We start from the raw sequence: 15,883 nt of genomic DNA, 5'->3' as shown, positions 1-15,883 counted from the left end.
CTCCGGGCGGACCGGAGCTTTGATAAAACAAAACAGATTTCGTTTGCATGAGAACCATTGAAGGAGGTTTTCTACTATGAGAAAGATTTCGCGTCGTAATTTTCTGGTCGCTTCTGGTGCAGTCGCCATCACCGCAGCGCTTTCTGCATGCGGCGGCAGTTCTTCCACTGCCAGCTCGACCGCAGCCTCCTCTGCAGCCGCTTCTTCTGCCGCAGCCGGGCCTGCCGCACAGGGCAAGGTGCTGAACATCTGGTGCTGGAACGACGAATTCCAGAGCCGCTTCAACGATTATTACCCTGAAGTCTCCGCCATCGCATCGGATAAGTCCACCACCACCCTGAAGGATGGCACGACCGTGAAGTGGACCATCAATGCCAACGAGAACAACAACTATCAGAACAAGCTGGACGAGGCCCTGCTGAGCCAGGACTCCGCAGCCGATGATGATAAGATCGATATCTTCCTGATCGAGGCCGACTACGCGCTGAAGTATGTCGATTCCGATTACGTTCTGGATGTCAAGAAGGACATCGGCCTGACCGACGCCGACCTGGCCGGTCAGTATCAGTACACCAAGGACATCGTCACCGTCGATGGCAGCCAGCGCGGCACCACCTGGCAGGCGACGCCGGGCCTGTTCGCCTACCGCCGCAGCATCGCAAAGGATGTTCTGGGCACCGATGATCCCACCGAAGTCCAGACCTACCTGTCCGATTGGGACAAGTTCAACGACGTCGCCGCACAGGCATCCGCCAAGGGTTACAAGATGCTGTCCGGCTTCGATGACGCATACCGCACCTTCTCCAACAACGTGGCAGCGCCCTGGGTCACCGGCACCACCGTCACCGTCGATGAGAACATCATGAAGTGGGTCGATCAGACCAAGGAGTACACCGACAAGGGCTACAACAACAAGTCCAGCCTGTGGGACAGCCAGTGGGCATCCGACCAGGGCCCCAACGGCAAGGTCTTCGGCTTCTTCTACTCCACCTGGGGCATCAACTTCACCCTGCTGGGCAACTCTCTGGAGACGCCTACTTCTGAGGGCGGCAAGGAAGAGGTCGGCAACGGCATCTACGGTGACTACGCAGTCTGCGAAGGCCCTCAGCCGTATTACTGGGGCGGCACCTGGATCTGCGGCGCAGCCGGCAGCGACAACCTCGACACCATCAAGGATGTCATGCAGAAGCTGACCTGCGATGAGGCCATCATGAAGCAGATCACCCTGGATACCCAGGACTACACCAACAACGAAAAGGCCATGGAAGAGATCGCCAGCAGCGATTACAAGTCCGACTTCCTGGGCGGCCAGAACCACATCGCGCTGTTCGCAGAGGCAGCCAAGAAGATCGACATGTCCAACGCCGGCCCGTATGACCAGGGCCTGAACGAGAGCTTCCAGACCGCCTTCAAGGATTACTTCACCGGCAACGTGGATGAAGATACCGCAAAGGCAAACTTCGAGACCGCCATCAAGGAGAAGTATCCGGAGCTGACCGACGTTGTCTGGCCCGCATAAGGCAGACGCACTCGCACACAACTGAGATCAGGGGGGCGGGCCGGGCGCAGTGCCCCGCCCGCTCCCTTTTTTCCTGGAACACCCGTCAGGAGGCAGTCACATGGGAGAGAAAACAAAAAAGAAAGGGTCGATCAGCTACGCGAAATGGGGCTATATCTTCATCGCACCGTTCTTTCTCATTTTCGCGGTATTCCAGCTGATCCCCCTGGCATCCACCATCTATTACAGCTTCTTTGAATATTACCGCAGCGGTCTGAAGATCATCGGCCCCAACTTTGTGGGCTTGAAGAACTACGTGACCCTGTTTGCAACAGACCTGCCCAAATATTTCAGCAACACTCTGCTGCTCTGGATCATCGGCTTCATCCCGCAGATCGCCATCTCCCTGCTGCTGGCGGCCTGGTTCACCGACCTGCGCCTCAAGCTGAAGGGCCAGACCTTCTTCAAGACGGTCATCTACATGCCCAACCTGATCATGGCATCGGCGTTCGCCATGCTGTTCTTCGCCCTCTTCTCGGACAACGGCCCCGTCAATGCGGCGCTGATGGGCATGGGCATCCTCAAGCAGCCGTTCAGCTTCCTGAACACGGTCTGGGGCAACCGCGGTCTGATCGGCCTGATGAACTTCCTGATGTGGTTCGGCAACACCACCATCATGCTGATGGCCGCCATCATGGGCGTGGACCCCACCCTGTATGAGGCCGCCGAGCTGGATGGCTGCACCCCGAACCAGATGTTCTGGAAGATCACCATCCCGCTCATCCGCCCCATCCTCGTTTACGTCATGATCACCTCGATGATCGGCGGCTTGCAGATGTTCGATGTGCCGCAGATCCTGACCAACGGCAAGGGCGGCCCGGACCGCACCTCCACCACCATGATCATGTACCTGAACAACCACCTGTTCAGCAAGAACTACGGCATGGCAGGCGCGGTGTCTGTGGTGCTGTTCCTCGTCTGCGCAGTGCTCTGCGTCGTCGTTTACATGAGCCTGACCAGAGAGGACGATGGCCGCAGCAAGGCAGAGCGCAAGGCTCTGAAAGGAGGGAAAAAGTAATGGCTCACACTGCATCGACAAAGTCGGAAAAAGCCACACTGGCGGCCCGCCGCACCGGGTGCTACATCGCGCTGGTGCTCATCAGCTTTCTGTGCCTGTTCTTCTTCTATGTGCTGGTCATCAACTCCACCCGCACCCACTTTGAGATCCAGAAAGGCTTTTCGCTGCTCCCCGGCAAATCCCTGATGACCAACCTGAAAAACGTGCTGAACGACGCGAACATCCCGGTGCTGACCGGTGTGCGAAACAGCCTGATCGTCTCGGCCTGCTCGGCTGCGCTCAGCGTCTACTTCTCGGCCCTGACGGCCTACGGCATCTACGCCTACAACTTCCGGTTCAAGAAGGCGGCGTTCGCCATCATCCTGCTCATCATGACCATGCCGACGCAGGTGTCGGCTCTGGGCTTTTTGCAGCTCATCACGAAGATGGGCCTGAAGAACTCGTTCCTCCCGCTCATCATCCCCAGCATCGCAGCACCTGCCGTCTTCTTCTTCATGAAGCAGTACCTTGACGCCAGCCTGCCGATGGAGATCGTGGAAGCGGCCCGCATCGACGGAGCCGGAGAGTTCTACACCTTCAATAAGATCGTGCTCCCCATCATGAAGCCCGCGCTGGCGGTGCAGGCCATCTTCGCCTTCGTGTCCAGCTGGAACAACTACTTTATCCCCGCTCTGGTCCTGGATACCGCCGATAAGAAGACCCTGCCCATCCTGATCGCACAGCTGCGCAGTGCAGACTTCCTGAAGTTCGATATGGGCAAGGTGTATATGATGGTCGCCATCGCCATCCTGCCCGTGATCATCGTCTACCTGCTGCTCTCGAAGTTCATCGTCCGCGGCGTAGCACTGGGCGGCGTAAAAGGCTAAAATTTCGACCGTTCCCGATTCTCCTTCCATATCATAAACAGCAGACAGCCCGGAGACGACCTGCTCCGGACTGTCTGCTGTTTTTTCCGCTTTACAAAACTGAACTGAACCAGTATAATAAAGTACGAAGTATAAAACACAGGAGGAGACCCAGTTGATTCATTTGATTGAAACGGTCTACCGTTTTCTCTGGGGCGATTTGTTTGTGCTGCCCATTGCGGGCGGCGTGGGGATCTCGCTGATGGTGGTGTTGCTGCTCATGGCGGGGGTGTTCTTCACCCTGCGGACGCGTCTGCTGCCGGTGCGGCTGTTCCGGGATATGATCTCGGCCGTCTGCGAGAAAAACCAGAGCAGGGACAGCCTTTCGTCGTTCCAGACCCTCATCGTTTCCACGGCCACCCGCGTGGGCATGGGCAATCTGGTGGGCGTTGTGGCGGCGGTGTCTGCCGGTGGCGCGGGCGCAGTGTTCTGGATGTGGGTCACGGCCTTGCTGGGCGCGTCCACCGCGTTTGTGGAATCCACCCTGGCCCAGAAGTACCGACAGTCCGACCCGCTCTACGGCGGCCAGCGCGGCGGCCCGGCCTATTATATCCACGTGTGGGCGGAGCGGAAGCGGAAGAAACCGCTGCGGCGATCGGTGGCCGCGGTGCTGTTTGCGCTGTCGGGCCTCATCTGCTGGTGCGGAATCAGCCAGGTCGTCAGCAACTCGGTGAGCTCGGCGTTCAAGAATGCGTTCCACATCCCGCCCATTGCAACGACGGTGGCACTGGTGGTGCTGGCGGCAGTCATCGTGCTGCGCAAGAACGCCACCGTGAAAAGCCTGGACGTCATCGTGCCGGTGATGGCGGTCTGCTATTTTGTGATGACGCTTTATGTCATCGCGACCAATATCACCCACCTCCCGGCGGTGCTGGGCAGCATCTTCTCGGAAGCCTTCGGCCTGCGGCAGGTGGCGGCGGGCGGCTTTGGTGCCGTTCTGATGAACGGCATCAAGCGCGGCCTGTTCTCCAACGAGGCGGGCAGCGGCTCGGCACCCTGTGCGGCCGCAGCTGCCGAATGCGATGACCCGGTCAAGATGGGATTGGTCCAGGCACTGGGCGTCCTCGTTGATACGATCGTCATTTGCAGCTGCACGGCCTTCGTCATGCTGCTGGCCCCGGAATCCGTCACGGCGGGCCTGACCGGCATGGACCTCTTGCAGGCGGCGGTGCAGTACCATCTGGGCAGCTTCGGCGTCATCTTCATCGCTGTGACGCTGGCGCTGTTCAGCTTTTCCACCTTCATCGGTATCCTGTTCTACGCCCGCTCCAATGTGGCGTATCTCTTCGGGGACCGCTGGCTCTGGCAGACCCTTTATAAGGTATTGGCGCTGGGAATGCTGCTGGTGGGCGGTGTGCAGGCCTACACGGTCGTGTGGGACCTTGGCGATGTGGGCATCGGCCTGATGACCATCTTCAACCTCATCGCGCTCTATCCGCTTTCCGGCGAGGCCATTGAGGCCCTCCGGGACTATGAGCGCCGGAAACATCTGGAACCCTGAGCAGGGGAGACGCCCCGCTCCATGAATCGTTCGCAAAACGGCGCAGCCGGAGCGGAGAATTTCCGCCAAGCTGCGCCGCTTTTTTGTCCGCGAAAAAAGAAGCTGAAAAAATGCGAAAAAACGGTTGACAAATCCGCTTTTGTCTGCTAAAATAAACAAGTCGTCCGGCAAGGATGTAAACAGAATCTGGGCGTGTTCCCGAGTGGCCAATGGGGACAGACTGTAAATCTGCTGCTTTTCAGCTTCGGTGGTTCGAATCCACCCGCGCCCACCAAAAAACCTCAACGTATGTAAGTACGCTGAGGTTTTTGTTTTGCAGTAAGGTAAAACTCACCGGGCGGGCGGATTCGAACAGCTGCGGCGCTGTCGCAGAAGACAGCGCAAAAACAGCGCGACTCGCGACATCTACCCGCACCCACCCATCTGACAGCTCCCGTGTGCCAACACACAGGGGCTGTTTTATTTTTGTCTGCGCATGGTGCAGCAGCATGCAGCACATCCTCGAAGTTGAGAAAAACGGAGCATTCGTCACAAACTTATCACAAAAAGGTTACAAACGGCCTTTTTCTCCTCGAAAAGATTGTGAAACGATTGTTTATCTGGTATCATATCGGGGTGGCTGGCAAATGTGCCGGTCTGCGAGAAGAAATGAATCAAGATCAAGGAGAAGTATCCATGAAGAAAAAGAACGTTCTGGCTTCGCTGCTCCTGGCAGGTGCGATGTTCCTGACCGCATGCGGCGGCAGCGCATCCTCCACCAGCGCAGCAAGCGGCGTGTCCGGCAGCTTTACCGGCACGGCTAAGGGCATGGGCGATGTGTCCGTCACCCTGACCCTGACGGACAACGTCATTACCGACTGCACCGCCAAGGGCGACGAGGAGACCCCCGGCATTGGCTCGGTGGTCATTGAGCAGTTCCCCGGCGAAGTCGTGGAAGGCAACACCATCAACCTCGACAGCATCAGTGGTGCGACCATCACCTCCAATGCGTTCGTGGAGGCTGCCAAGGCTGCTCTGACCGAGGCCGGCCTGAACCCCGACGATTACATGGCCAAGGCAGACAAGACCGCCAACGGCGAGACCGTCAGCTATGATGCCGACGTCGTCGTCATCGGTGCAGGCGGCGCAGGCATGACCGCTGCCATGACCGCTGCCGATGCAGGCCAGAAGGTCGTCATCCTGGAGAGCCAGGCCATGGTGGGCGGCAACTCTGCCCGCGCTACCGGCGGCATGAATGCAGCCAAGACCGTCTATCAGGACGAGAACGAGTTCGATCAGGCTGCCGGTGTGGAAAAGACGCTGGCAACGGCTGCTGAAAAGTATGCCGACAATGAGACCATCACCGCACTGGCCAAGACCGTTTCCGAGCAGTGGGCAGCCTATCAGGCCAACCCCACCGGCTACTTCGACAGCGTGGAGCTGATGGAGCTGGACACCATGGTCGGCGGCAAGGGCATCAATGACCCGGAGCTGGTCAAGACCCTGTGCGAAGGCACGGCAGACGCCATCGACTGGCTGGATGAGAACGGCATCACCCTGCACAACGTCTCCAGCTTCGGCGGTGCATCCGTCAAGCGCATCCACCGCCCGGTCAACGAAGAGGGCAAGGTCGTCTCCGTGGGCGCTTACATGATCCCGCTGCTGCAGGAGAACTGCGAGAAGCGCGGCATTGACATCGTGCTGAACACCACCGTCGATACCATCCTGACCGATGCCAACGGCGCAGCCGTGGGCGTTTCCGGTACCGATAAGGACGGCAACACCGTCGTCGTCAACGCCAAGAGCGTCATTCTGGCCACCGGCGGTTTCGGTGCCAACCTCGATATGGTCACCCAGTACAAGCCCGAACTGGCAGGCTTCATGACCACCAATGCCGCTGGCGCACAGGGCCAGGGCATTGAGATGGCGACTGCCATCGGCGCAGGCACCGTGGATATGGACCAGATCCAGATCCACCCCACCGTCGAGGCCAACACCGCCGCCCTCATCACCGAGGGTCTGCGCGGTGACGGCGCGATCCTCGTCAACGCCAACGGCGAGCGCTTCATCGATGAAGTCGGCACCCGCGACGTGGTCTCCGCTGCCGAGATCGCACAGCCGGGCAGCTACAGCTGGCTGATCGTCGATCAGGCCATGGCCGATGCGTCCAGCGTCATCCAGGGCTACATCAAGAAGGGCTACACCAAGACTGGTGCGACCTACGAAGAGCTGGCCAAGGAGCTGGACGTTGATCCTGCTGCCTTCGCCAACACCATGGAGACCTGGAACGGCTATGTTGAGGCCAAGAACGACCCCGACTTTGGCCGCACCAGCTTTGCAAACCCGCTGAACAATGGCCCCTACTATGCCATTAAGGTCACCGCCGGTGTCCACCACACCATGGGCGGCGTGACCATCAACAGCGCCACCGAAGTGCTGAAGGAAGACGGCACCGTCATCCCCGGCCTGTTCGCAGCCGGTGAAGTGACGGGCGGCGTCCACGGTGCAAACCGTCTGGGCGGCACCGCCGTGGCCGACTTTGTGGTCTTTGGCCGCATCGCCGGTGAGAGCGCAGCCAACTACGCAAGCGCACAGTAAAACCGAATAAAAGGCCGGGAGGCCGCCTCCGTCGAACGACTGGGGCGGCCTCCCGTTTTTTGCTGGGAAAATTCCCTTCCCCCTGCGGGGAAAAGCGTGGTATAATCAGGGCATCAAAAAGAGAACCGGCAAGAGGTATCCGCTATGATGTACACACTGCATTACGATTCCCCGCTGGGCGGCATCCTGCTGGCAGCAGATGATGTGGGCCTGACAGGGCTTTGGTTCGACGGCGAACTGTATTTTGCCGAGGGTCTGGACCCGGACCACACGGCGCAGAAAACGCCCATCCTGCAGCAGGCAGAACGCTGGCTGGAGGTCTATTTCAGCGGCCGGGAGCCGGGTTTCACCCCGCCGCTCCATCCCATGGGGTCGCCTTTCCGGCAGGCGGTGTGGGAGCTGCTGCTGCAGATCCCCTACGGCCAGACCACGACCTACGGCGCACTGGCAAAGCAGCTGGCGGAAAAGCAGGGGAGGCCCCGCATGTCTGCACAGGCAGTGGGCGGTGCCGTCGGGCACAATCGGATCGCGATCCTCATCCCGTGCCACCGGGTCGTCGGAACGAACGGCAGCCTGACCGGCTATGCGGGCGGCATCGACAAAAAGGAAAAACTGCTGCGGATGGAACACGTCAACATGGAGCGATTCTTTGTGCCGTAACCGGGGGAGAAGGCTGCGATGCCATCCACTTGGGAGCCGGATGACTGCCGCATCCGGCATCCGGGCAAGTAAGTGCAGGCAGGGCCGTGCTGTTCAAGTCCTCTTATCCGCATAGAAAGAGTGTCAGGAAAAACAAATCAGCGGCAGTCCTCCCGGTAGACATTCCTACGGGTCCAGGAACCGCGCACGAACAAAAGCCCCACTGGGGCTTTTGTTGCCCCGCCTGCGGCAGGGCCGTGCTGTTCAAGTCCTCTTATCCGCATAGAAGAGTGTTTCCAAAAGGACGGATACAAAAAAGAAAAACGACAACTTTTTTGAAAGCTGTCGTTTGAGAGTGCGGATAAGAGGACTTGAACCTCCACCGAGTTGCCCCGATTAGAACCTGAATCTAACGCGTCTGCCAATTCCGCCATATCCGCATATTTTGTTTTTGTTCGTGAGCCGTGTCGCTCGGAACGATAGTAATTATACCATGGAAACCGGAAATGTCAAGCGCTTTTTTGAAAAAAGTTTTTGGTGGAAGAATCACCTGCTTTCAGGCCCGGTTCAGGTCGTGCGTGCGGGGCGGATGCTGACCTCGCCGTGGCGCAGGGCGACAGTGCGGCCGTTCTCGCGCTCGACGACGAGCTGGCCGCAGCCGTCGATGAACAGGGCTTTGGCGGCGTAGGTCTCGCGGTTGGTGCAGACCGTGACCCAGTGACCGGGCACGAAGCAGAGGGCGCGGTATTCGTCGAGGCACGAAAAGTCCGGGCAGAGGGCCAGAAGCTCCCGCGCAATGGCCCCGGCTAGTGCGGCGCGGCCAACGGGGGCGGGGCCGCCCGGATACAGGCTGCCTGCGGTGCGGGCCAGCTCCTCCGGCCAGTCGGCAGGGGACGTGGTGAGGTTGAGGCCGATGCCCACCACCAGCCATTCCAGCTGGCCGCTCTCGATGTCAGTGCCCGCCTCGGTCAGAATGCCGCAGACCTTCCTGCCCTGATAGTAGAGGTCGTTCACCCACTTGATGCTCAGCTCCAGCCCGCAGAGGGCTTTCACGGCCCGCGCCACAGCGACAGCGGCCCCGATGGTCACGGTCTGGGCATCGGCGGCGGAAAGGTCCGGGCGGAGCAGCAGCGAAAGGTAAACGCCCTTGCCGGCAGGGCTTTCGAAGACCCGGCCCATCCGTCCGCGCCCGGCCTGCTGGTGGCTGGTGAGCACCAGCGTCCCGTGCGGGGCACCGGTCAGCGCCAGCTGCTTGGCCGTCAGGTTGGAGCTTTCAAGGCTGTCGTAGAGGTAGATGGGCGCAGGGTAGCTGCCCACGGCCTCGGCACAGAACGGGTCGCCGCCGGTCAGCCGGTAGCCCCGGCGGGGGGCGGAGTGCAGCGCGTACCCCTGGGCCGCAAGGGCGGCAGCGGCTTTGTGGACGGCGGCGCGGCTCACGCCGAGCGTCTCGGCCAGCCGCTGGCCGGAGATGTAGCCGCCCTCGGCGGCGGAAAGCGCCTGCAGCAACGCCTGCTTCGTATTTGAGGCCATCGGCTTTTCCTCCTGCGGTTTTTGTGATAGTATTATTATAACAGAACGCTTCCTGCTTTGCCAGTAGGGCGGCAGGCAGAAAAATTTTTGAATCTTTTGCAGGAAACGTTCGGCCTGTTTCGTATGAAGAGACAGAGGGGCAGCAAAACCGCCCCGGACATTGCAGAAAGGAGGTCCTGCGGACCGTTGACCACACTGGAATTCAGCGCGCTGGTGCAGAAGTATCAGGGGCTCGTCTACACCGTCTGCCACCAGCTCGTGCCGGATGCAGGCGATGCGCAGGACCTGGCCCAGGAAACGTTCCTGGCGGCGTGGCGGGCCATCGACCGCTGCCCGCCCGGCTACGAAAAGCAATGGCTGGCGCGCATTGCCTCCAACAAGGCGAAGGATCATCTGCGCAGCGCGTGGGTGCGGCGGGTGAATACCCCCGGCGACGATGTGCTGGCGCTGGAAGGTGCCCCGCCCGGTTATGAGCCGGAACAGCGGGTGCTGGAGGAGCTTGGCGAGGCGCGGCTGACCGACATGATCCTGAACCTGCGGGAACCCTACAAGACGCCCTGCCGCCTGATGCTGCTGGAACAGCACACCGCTGCCGAAGCCGCTGCCCTCTGCGGGCGGCCGCAGAAGACGGTGGAAGCACAGGTCTACCGGGCAAAGAAGATGCTGGCGGAAACGATCCGCCAGGAAAGGAGGAGCGAAGATGGAATGGTTTCGGGATGATGGATGCCTGACGGACGAGGGCCTCCGCGCCCTGACGGCGGGGCAGCTGGATGAATTGGGGAGGCTGGAGACGGCAGAGCATTTGTCCTACTGCGATGCCTGCATGGACCGCTATACGGCTCTGCTGACAGCCGATGCGCTGGAAACACCGCCCCGGTCGATGCGCGGCACCGTGATGAGCACCATCTGGGTGCGGCTGATGCAGAACACCTATGGCCGGGTGGCCGTGGCCAGCGTGGCGGCGGTGCTGGCCCTGTCGATGTGGAAAGCCGGGACCCTGGGGCGGATCACCCGGCTGGGAAGTGAGCTGAACACCATCCTTCCTCCTGCCCAGAGCCAGGATGCCGAACCGGAGCCGCAGAAGCCAGAACCGCTCGGCGAGCCGGTGGAAACGAGGGCCGACCGCGAGAGCGCGGGCAAGCTCCCCAGACCGCTGCAAAAACTGCTGGATGGCGTAACGAACAGCCCCCGCACGACCCCAAATACTTGAGAAATGAGGGAATCCACTTATGAAGAAAAACGGAATTCTGACCCTGCTGTTTGCGCTGATTCCGGGCGCAGGTGAGATGTATCAGGGCTATATGAAGCGCGGCCTGTCGCTCATCACGATGTTCTGCCTGTCCGTCGCCCTGGGTGCCTGGATGGGGATCGAGATCTTTTATATCGGCGCACCCATTCTTTATATGTACAGCTTTTTCGACACCTTCAATCTGCGGGCGCAGATCGGCCTGGATGCTGCACCGGCGGACGATTACCTCGTCCATTTTGACACGAGGGACCGGCGTCTGGAACAGCTGATGGCGGAACGGCACAAGCTGCTGGGCTGGCTGCTCATCGCATTCGGTGGCATGGTGGCCTATCAGAATATCATCATGAACACCCTTGGCGACCTGCTCTGGCGCTGGGGCAAGGAGAGCCCGATCTTCCGGGCGCTCTATCTGGTGATGGATCAGCTGCCGGAAGTTCTGGTCTGCGTCGTGCTCATCGTCTGCGGCATCTGGCTGGTCAAAGGCCCCAGGACCGCAAAAAAGAGCGCCCCGAAGGCCGAATCGGCGGAAGAAGACTTCACCGAATACCAGCCGGCACCCAAAAAGGTGAACGTGCAGGCCATCCTGAACAGCATCAACCGCAGGAGCGCAGAGGACGACGAAGCGGCTGCCGGGGAGATGGAGACGGACGACACCACGGAGGGCAACGATGGAATCGAATAAGACCGAGAAAGCCCCGGTGCGCCGGGTGGGCAGCCTGACGCTGGGCTTCGGCCTGATGGCGGTGGGCGTGTTCTTCCTCTGCTATTATTTCGTGCCGCAGTTCAACTGGGAGCTGGCCCTCAAGATCGCCCCGGCGGCAGGGCTCTGCCTGCTGGGCGGCGAGGTGCTCTACTTTGCAGCGAAGCCGGAAAAGTGGAAGTACGATTTCCTGTCCGTCTTCTACTGCCTGCTGCTGATGGGCGTCTGCCTGTGCGTGGGGGCACTGCCCATGATGCTGGACCGATTCGGCCCCGAAAACGAAATGCGGGTGGCCAGGATCACCGCTGAATACGAAGAGGGGCTGTACCATGCCATTGATAAAGAAGCCCCGGAGATCGAACTGCGGAACCTTTCCGCCTGGCTGCAAAACTACTACGGCGATGCCGAGACGGTGGACGCTGCCGCAGCGGAACTCAACAGCGGCCTTGGCACATTGCAGCTGAACATCGAACTGTTCGGCCCCTATGAGAAGAAGGCGGCGTTTGCCATGGACTGCCGGAAGCTGACCGACATCATCCAGAAACAGGCGGCCCGGCCTGCTTCTGTGACCTTCTTCTACGACGGCACCGCAGGGAACGCGGAAGAAGACCTGAACAGCGGGAGCGTGAAGCCGGGGTGCAGCTACACCCTGACGCTGAACGGCGAAGTCCAGCTGGACTGGTCTGCGGATCAGATGACCAGACAGACCGAAGCCACCGCACTGCTGGAGGAAGAAAACGACAGCTTTGCAGAATATGAGGCTGCGGAAAGCGAAGCCGCGGACTGAAACACGAACAGCCACTGCACGTTTGGTGCGGTGGCTGTTTTGGTGTACGGAAAAGGCCGGAAAAACAACACCCCCGCCTCTCAGAGCGCTGCAACGCACCGAAGGGCGGGGGTGGTTTGGTTCAGAGAGGACCGTTAGCCGGGGTATCTCCGGACCTCCAGCAGGTCCTCAGCCCGGCGGACCTGTTCCGCAGTGGGCGGAACCGCGTCGGGCAGGGGGTAGGGGATGTTCAGCTTCTGCCACTTGAACAGCCCCAGTGTGTGATAGGGCAGCACCTCTACCCGCTGCACGGTCTTCAGCGAACGGATGAAGTCTGCGGTCCTGCGCAGACCCTCTTCGTCGTCGGTCAGGCCGGGCACCAGAACATGCCGGATCCAGAGCGGGACGCCCAGATCGGAGATGTGCCGGGCCATGGCAAGGATGTTGGCGTTGTCCCTGCCGGTGAGCTGGCGGTGCTTTTCGGGGTCGATCTCTTTCAGGTCCAGGATGACCAGGCTGGTGGACTGCATGAGCGCGTCGAAACGGGCGAGATACGCCGGGTCCTGCCGGAACGGCTCCCCGGCGGTATCCAGCGCGGTGTGCACGCCTTTGGCGCGGGCCAGCTGGAACAAGCGGGTCACGAAGTCCATCTGCCGCAGCGGTTCGCCGCCGCTGACGGTGATGCCGCCCTTTTTGCCCCAGTAATTGCGGTAGCGGTAGACCCGCTGGAACAGCTGCTCCGGGGTCCACGCCTCGCCGCCGTCGGCCCAGGTCTCCGGGTTGTGGCAGAACTTGCAGCGCAGCGCGCAGCCCTGCAGAAAGACCACGAACCGGACGCCGGGCCCGTCCACGGAGCCGAAGCTCTCCAGTGAGTGGACGTACCCGATGGGGTTACAGGGCTGCATGGCAGGTGCGGGAGATGACGTCCATCTGCTGCTCGCGGGTCAGGTCGATGAACTTGACCGCGTAGCCGGAGACGCGGATGGTGAAGTTGGCGTACTCTTCCTTTTCCGGGTGCTCCATGGCGTCCAGCAGCTTCTCCTTGCCGAAGACGTTGACGTTCAGGTGGTGGGCACCCTGGTCGAAGTAGCCGTCCATGACCTGGACCAGATTCTCGATGCGCTCGCCCTCGCTGTGGCCCAGTGCGTCGGGGTTGATGGTCTGGGTGTTGGAGATACCGTCCAGCGCCCAGTGATAGGGCAGCTTAGCCACGGAGTTCAGAGAGGCCAGCAGGCCGTTCTGCTCGGCACCGTAGCTGGGGTTCGCGCCGGGGGCAAACGGGGTGAAGGCGGCGCGGCCATCGGGCAGAGCGCCGGTGTACTTGCCGTAGACGACGTTGGATGTGATGGTCAGGATGGACGTGGTCGCCTCGGAGTTGCGGTAGGTGTGGCGCTTCTTGATCATCTCCAGGAAGGTCTTCAGCAGCCAGACGCCGATCTCGTCGGCACGGTCGTCGTCGTTGCCGTATTTCGGGAAGTCGCCCTCGATCTCAAAGCCGGTGGCAAGGCCGGTCTCGTCGCGCAGGGCCTTGACCTTGGCGTACTTGATGGCGCTCAGGGAGTCGATGACGTGGGAGAAGCCTGCGATGCCGGTGGCGAAGGTGCGGCGGACATCGGTGTCGATGAGGGCCATCTCAGCCTCTTCGTAGTAGTACTTGTCGTGCATATACTGGATGAGGTTCAGCACATTGACGTACAGACCGGCCAGCCAGTCCAGCATCTGGACGTACTTGGGCAGAACTTCGTCATAGTTCAGGTACTCGCTGGTGATGGGGGCGTAGTTGGGGCCGCACTGCTCGTGGCTCTTCTCGTCCACGCCGCCGTTGATGGCGTACAGCAGGCACTTGGCCAGGTTTGCGCGGGCACCGAAGAACTGCATCTCCTTGCCGGTCTGGGTGGCAGACACGCAGCAGCAGATGGAGTAGTCGTCGCCCCAGACGGGCTTCATCACATCGTCGTTCTCATACTGGACGGAGCTGGTGTCGATGGAGACCTTGGCGGCGTACTTCTTGAAGGCTTCGGGCAGGGCAGAGGAGTAGAGAACGGTCAGGTTCGGCTCCGGGGCAGGGCCCATGTTTTCCAGCGTGTGGAGGAAGCGGTAGCAGTTCTTGGTGACCATGCTGCGGCCGTCCATGCCGATGCCGCCCACTTCCAGGGTGGCCCAGACCGGGTCGCCGGAGAAGAGCTGATTGTAGCTGGGAATGCGGGCGAACTTGACCATGCGGAACTTCATGACCATGTGGTCGATGAGCTCCTGGGCCTCGCTCTCGGTCAGGATGCCCTGGTCGAGGTCGCGCTGGATGTAGATATCCAGGAAGGTGGAGATGCGGCCCACGCTCATGGCAGCGCCGTTCTGGGTCTTGATGGCGGCCAGGTAGCCGAAGTAGAGCCACTGGCAGGCTTCCTTGGCGTTCTTTGCGGGCTGAGAGATGTCGTAGCCATAGGCCTCGGCCATCTTCTTCATGCCCTTGAGGGCGCTGATCTGGCGGGCGATCTCCTCGCGCAGGCGGATGACGTCATCGGTCATGGTGCCGTCGCCGCAGTTGGCGAGGTCTTCCTGCTTGAACCGGATCAGCGCGTCGATGCCGTACAGTGCCACGCGGCGGTAGTCGCCGACGATGCGGCCGCGGCCGTAGGTGTCGGGCAGGCCGGTGATGATATGGGTGTGACGGGCCTTCTTCATTTCGGGGGTGTAAGCGTCGAAGACGGCCTGATTGTGGGTGCGGGTGTAGTCGGTGAAGATCTTGTGCAGCTCTTCGCTGGGCTGGTAGCCGTAGGTGGTGCAGGCCTGCTCTGCCATCTTGATGCCGCCGTAGGGCATGAAGGCGCGCTTGAGGGGCTTATCAGTCTGCAGACCGACGATCTGCTCCAGATCCTTCAGCGATTCGTCGATGTAGCCGGGGCCGTAAGAAGTCAGGCTGCTGACGACCTCCGTCTCCATATCCAGCACGCCGCCCTTGGCGCGCTCTTCCTTCTGGAGCTTCTGCAAAGCTCCCCACAGCTGGTTGGTCGCCTCGGTGGGGCCGGCCAGGAACGACTCGTCGCCGTCGTACGGGGTATAGTTCTTCTGGATGAAGTCGCGGACGTTGACTTCCTCTTTCCAGATGCGGCCCTCAAAGCCTTCCCACTGTTCAAAATTGATCATTGGAACCTCCTTGCTCTTTACCATTTTCTCGATGGTTAGCATAATCTAACTAATGAGCCTTTGAAAAACCGCTTCTCGGCGGTCTTCTGGGGGCGTACGAATGAGCTGCAAGGCGCAGGCAGATGCAGACACCCAGCAGCCTCAAGAATATAATATCAGTGTTTTTTGCAAAAAGCAAGAGGGAACGGATGGATTTTACACAAAGGCGGGAAAGGTTTCTTAGTACAAGTGTCCAATTTTTGGAGAAAAAGCTTTTTCCGCAAAAAAATTTCAAATCGGGGCTTGACAGGCATGAC

General features: G+C 60.4%; 14 protein-coding genes and 2 tRNA genes. 12 read left to right on the top strand and 4 right to left on the bottom strand.

What is annotated here, in order from left to right; genetic code table 11:
- Nucleotides 1-76 precede the first annotated feature (76 nt).
- The 8 genes from DWY95_RS14085 (at nucleotide 77) to DWY95_RS14050 (ending at nucleotide 8,219) form a co-directional block, all read left to right on the top strand.
- Nucleotides 77-1,519, top strand: coding sequence for a twin-arginine translocation signal domain-containing protein (locus DWY95_RS14085; RefSeq protein WP_118553994.1), 1,443 nt, complete (start codon nucleotides 77-79; stop codon nucleotides 1,517-1,519).
- A 100-nt stretch (nucleotides 1,520-1,619) separates the two neighbouring features.
- Nucleotides 1,620-2,576: a sugar ABC transporter permease gene (locus tag DWY95_RS14080; protein WP_118553993.1), complete on the top strand. Its 957-nt coding sequence runs from the start codon at nucleotides 1,620-1,622 to the stop codon at nucleotides 2,574-2,576.
- Entirely contained in the window at nucleotides 2,576-3,442 is an 867-nt protein-coding gene (locus DWY95_RS14075) for a carbohydrate ABC transporter permease (protein WP_118553992.1), read from the top strand. Before DWY95_RS14080 ends, DWY95_RS14075 begins: the two co-directional genes overlap by 1 nt.
- A 154-nt stretch (nucleotides 3,443-3,596) precedes the next feature.
- Nucleotides 3,597-4,982, top strand: a complete 1,386-nt coding sequence (locus DWY95_RS14070) for an alanine/glycine:cation symporter family protein (protein ID WP_118553991.1) — start codon at nucleotides 3,597-3,599, stop codon at nucleotides 4,980-4,982.
- A gap of 21 nt (nucleotides 4,983-5,003) precedes the next feature.
- On the top strand, nucleotides 5,004-5,132 hold the full coding sequence (locus DWY95_RS17565) for a hypothetical protein (protein WP_274235744.1): 129 nt from the start codon (nucleotides 5,004-5,006) through the stop codon (nucleotides 5,130-5,132).
- A 38-nt stretch (nucleotides 5,133-5,170) separates the two neighbouring features.
- Nucleotides 5,171-5,256: transfer RNA gene (locus DWY95_RS14065), tRNA-Tyr, on the top strand.
- 401 nt (nucleotides 5,257-5,657) lie between these two features.
- Nucleotides 5,658-7,559, top strand: a complete 1,902-nt coding sequence (locus DWY95_RS14055) for a flavocytochrome c (RefSeq protein ID WP_118553989.1) — start codon at nucleotides 5,658-5,660, stop codon at nucleotides 7,557-7,559.
- Between the two features lie 144 nt (nucleotides 7,560-7,703).
- Nucleotides 7,704-8,219: a methylated-DNA--[protein]-cysteine S-methyltransferase gene (locus DWY95_RS14050; protein ID WP_118553988.1), complete on the top strand. Its 516-nt coding sequence runs from the start codon at nucleotides 7,704-7,706 to the stop codon at nucleotides 8,217-8,219.
- A gap of 335 nt (nucleotides 8,220-8,554) precedes the next feature.
- On the opposite strand, the gene DWY95_RS14045 is transcribed toward DWY95_RS14050, so the two are convergent.
- Both DWY95_RS14045 and DWY95_RS14040 read right to left on the bottom strand, forming a co-directional pair.
- Nucleotides 8,555-8,638: transfer RNA gene (locus DWY95_RS14045), tRNA-Leu, on the bottom strand.
- 127 nt (nucleotides 8,639-8,765) lie between these two features.
- On the bottom strand, nucleotides 8,766-9,728 hold the full coding sequence (locus tag DWY95_RS14040) for a biotin--[acetyl-CoA-carboxylase] ligase (protein WP_118553987.1): 963 nt from the start codon (nucleotides 9,726-9,728) through the stop codon (nucleotides 8,766-8,768).
- 186 nt (nucleotides 9,729-9,914) lie between these two features.
- Here DWY95_RS14040 and DWY95_RS14035 point away from each other — a divergent pair, with 186 nt between their 5' ends.
- The 4 genes from DWY95_RS14035 to DWY95_RS14020 are packed head-to-tail and all read left to right on the top strand — an operon-like array spanning nucleotide 9,915 to nucleotide 12,464.
- Complete coding sequence (locus DWY95_RS14035) at nucleotides 9,915-10,448, top strand: RNA polymerase sigma factor (RefSeq protein WP_223383038.1); 534 nt, start codon at nucleotides 9,915-9,917, stop codon at nucleotides 10,446-10,448.
- A complete protein-coding gene (locus DWY95_RS14030; RefSeq protein ID WP_118553986.1) occupies nucleotides 10,429-10,938 on the top strand; it encodes a hypothetical protein in 510 nt (169 codons plus the stop codon). The genes DWY95_RS14035 and DWY95_RS14030 overlap by 20 nt, the downstream gene beginning before the upstream one ends.
- A 19-nt stretch (nucleotides 10,939-10,957) precedes the next feature.
- Entirely contained in the window at nucleotides 10,958-11,659 is a 702-nt protein-coding gene (locus tag DWY95_RS14025) for a hypothetical protein (protein ID WP_187116988.1), read from the top strand.
- Complete coding sequence (locus DWY95_RS14020; protein WP_118553985.1) at nucleotides 11,646-12,464, top strand: hypothetical protein; 819 nt, start codon at nucleotides 11,646-11,648, stop codon at nucleotides 12,462-12,464. The genes DWY95_RS14025 and DWY95_RS14020 overlap by 14 nt, the downstream gene beginning before the upstream one ends.
- A 134-nt stretch (nucleotides 12,465-12,598) precedes the next feature.
- Here the strand turns inward: DWY95_RS14020 and pflA are convergent, their stop codons facing one another.
- Complete coding sequence (gene pflA, locus DWY95_RS14015; RefSeq protein ID WP_118553984.1) at nucleotides 12,599-13,348, bottom strand: pyruvate formate-lyase-activating protein; 750 nt, start codon at nucleotides 13,346-13,348, stop codon at nucleotides 12,599-12,601.
- The gene (gene pflB, locus DWY95_RS14010) at nucleotides 13,335-15,587 is read right to left on the bottom strand and encodes a formate C-acetyltransferase (RefSeq protein ID WP_118553983.1); all 2,253 of its coding nucleotides are present in this window, start codon (nucleotides 15,585-15,587) and stop codon (nucleotides 13,335-13,337) included. The genes pflA and pflB overlap by 14 nt, the downstream gene beginning before the upstream one ends.
- Nucleotides 15,588-15,883: the final 296 nt, after the last annotated feature.

It is taken from the genome of Faecalibacterium sp. AF28-13AC, from assembly GCF_003478405.1.
GTDB classification, from domain to species: domain Bacteria; phylum Bacillota; class Clostridia; order Oscillospirales; family Ruminococcaceae; genus Faecalibacterium; species Faecalibacterium prausnitzii_E.
This window is presented reverse-complemented; position numbering and strand designations above follow the sequence as displayed.

Coding starts and splice junctions, on each gene's coding strand:
- DWY95_RS14040 (WP_118553987.1), bottom strand. CDS start 9,728: ATGGCCTCAAATACGAAGCAGGCGTTGCTGCAGGCGCTTTCCGCCGCC.
- DWY95_RS14075 (WP_118553992.1), top strand. CDS start 2,576: ATGGCTCACACTGCATCGACAAAGTCGGAAAAAGCCACACTGGCGGCC.
- DWY95_RS14055 (WP_118553989.1), top strand. CDS start 5,658: ATGAAGAAAAAGAACGTTCTGGCTTCGCTGCTCCTGGCAGGTGCGATG.
- DWY95_RS17565 (WP_274235744.1), top strand. CDS start 5,004: ATGAATCGTTCGCAAAACGGCGCAGCCGGAGCGGAGAATTTCCGCCAA.
- DWY95_RS14020 (WP_118553985.1), top strand. CDS start 11,646: ATGGAATCGAATAAGACCGAGAAAGCCCCGGTGCGCCGGGTGGGCAGC.
- pflA (WP_118553984.1), bottom strand. CDS start 13,348: ATGCAGCCCTGTAACCCCATCGGGTACGTCCACTCACTGGAGAGCTTC.
- pflB (WP_118553983.1), bottom strand. CDS start 15,587: ATGATCAATTTTGAACAGTGGGAAGGCTTTGAGGGCCGCATCTGGAAA.
- DWY95_RS14030 (WP_118553986.1), top strand. CDS start 10,429: ATGGAATGGTTTCGGGATGATGGATGCCTGACGGACGAGGGCCTCCGC.
- DWY95_RS14025 (WP_187116988.1), top strand. CDS start 10,958: ATGAAGAAAAACGGAATTCTGACCCTGCTGTTTGCGCTGATTCCGGGC.
- DWY95_RS14050 (WP_118553988.1), top strand. CDS start 7,704: ATGATGTACACACTGCATTACGATTCCCCGCTGGGCGGCATCCTGCTG.
- DWY95_RS14085 (WP_118553994.1), top strand. CDS start 77: ATGAGAAAGATTTCGCGTCGTAATTTTCTGGTCGCTTCTGGTGCAGTC.
- DWY95_RS14080 (WP_118553993.1), top strand. CDS start 1,620: ATGGGAGAGAAAACAAAAAAGAAAGGGTCGATCAGCTACGCGAAATGG.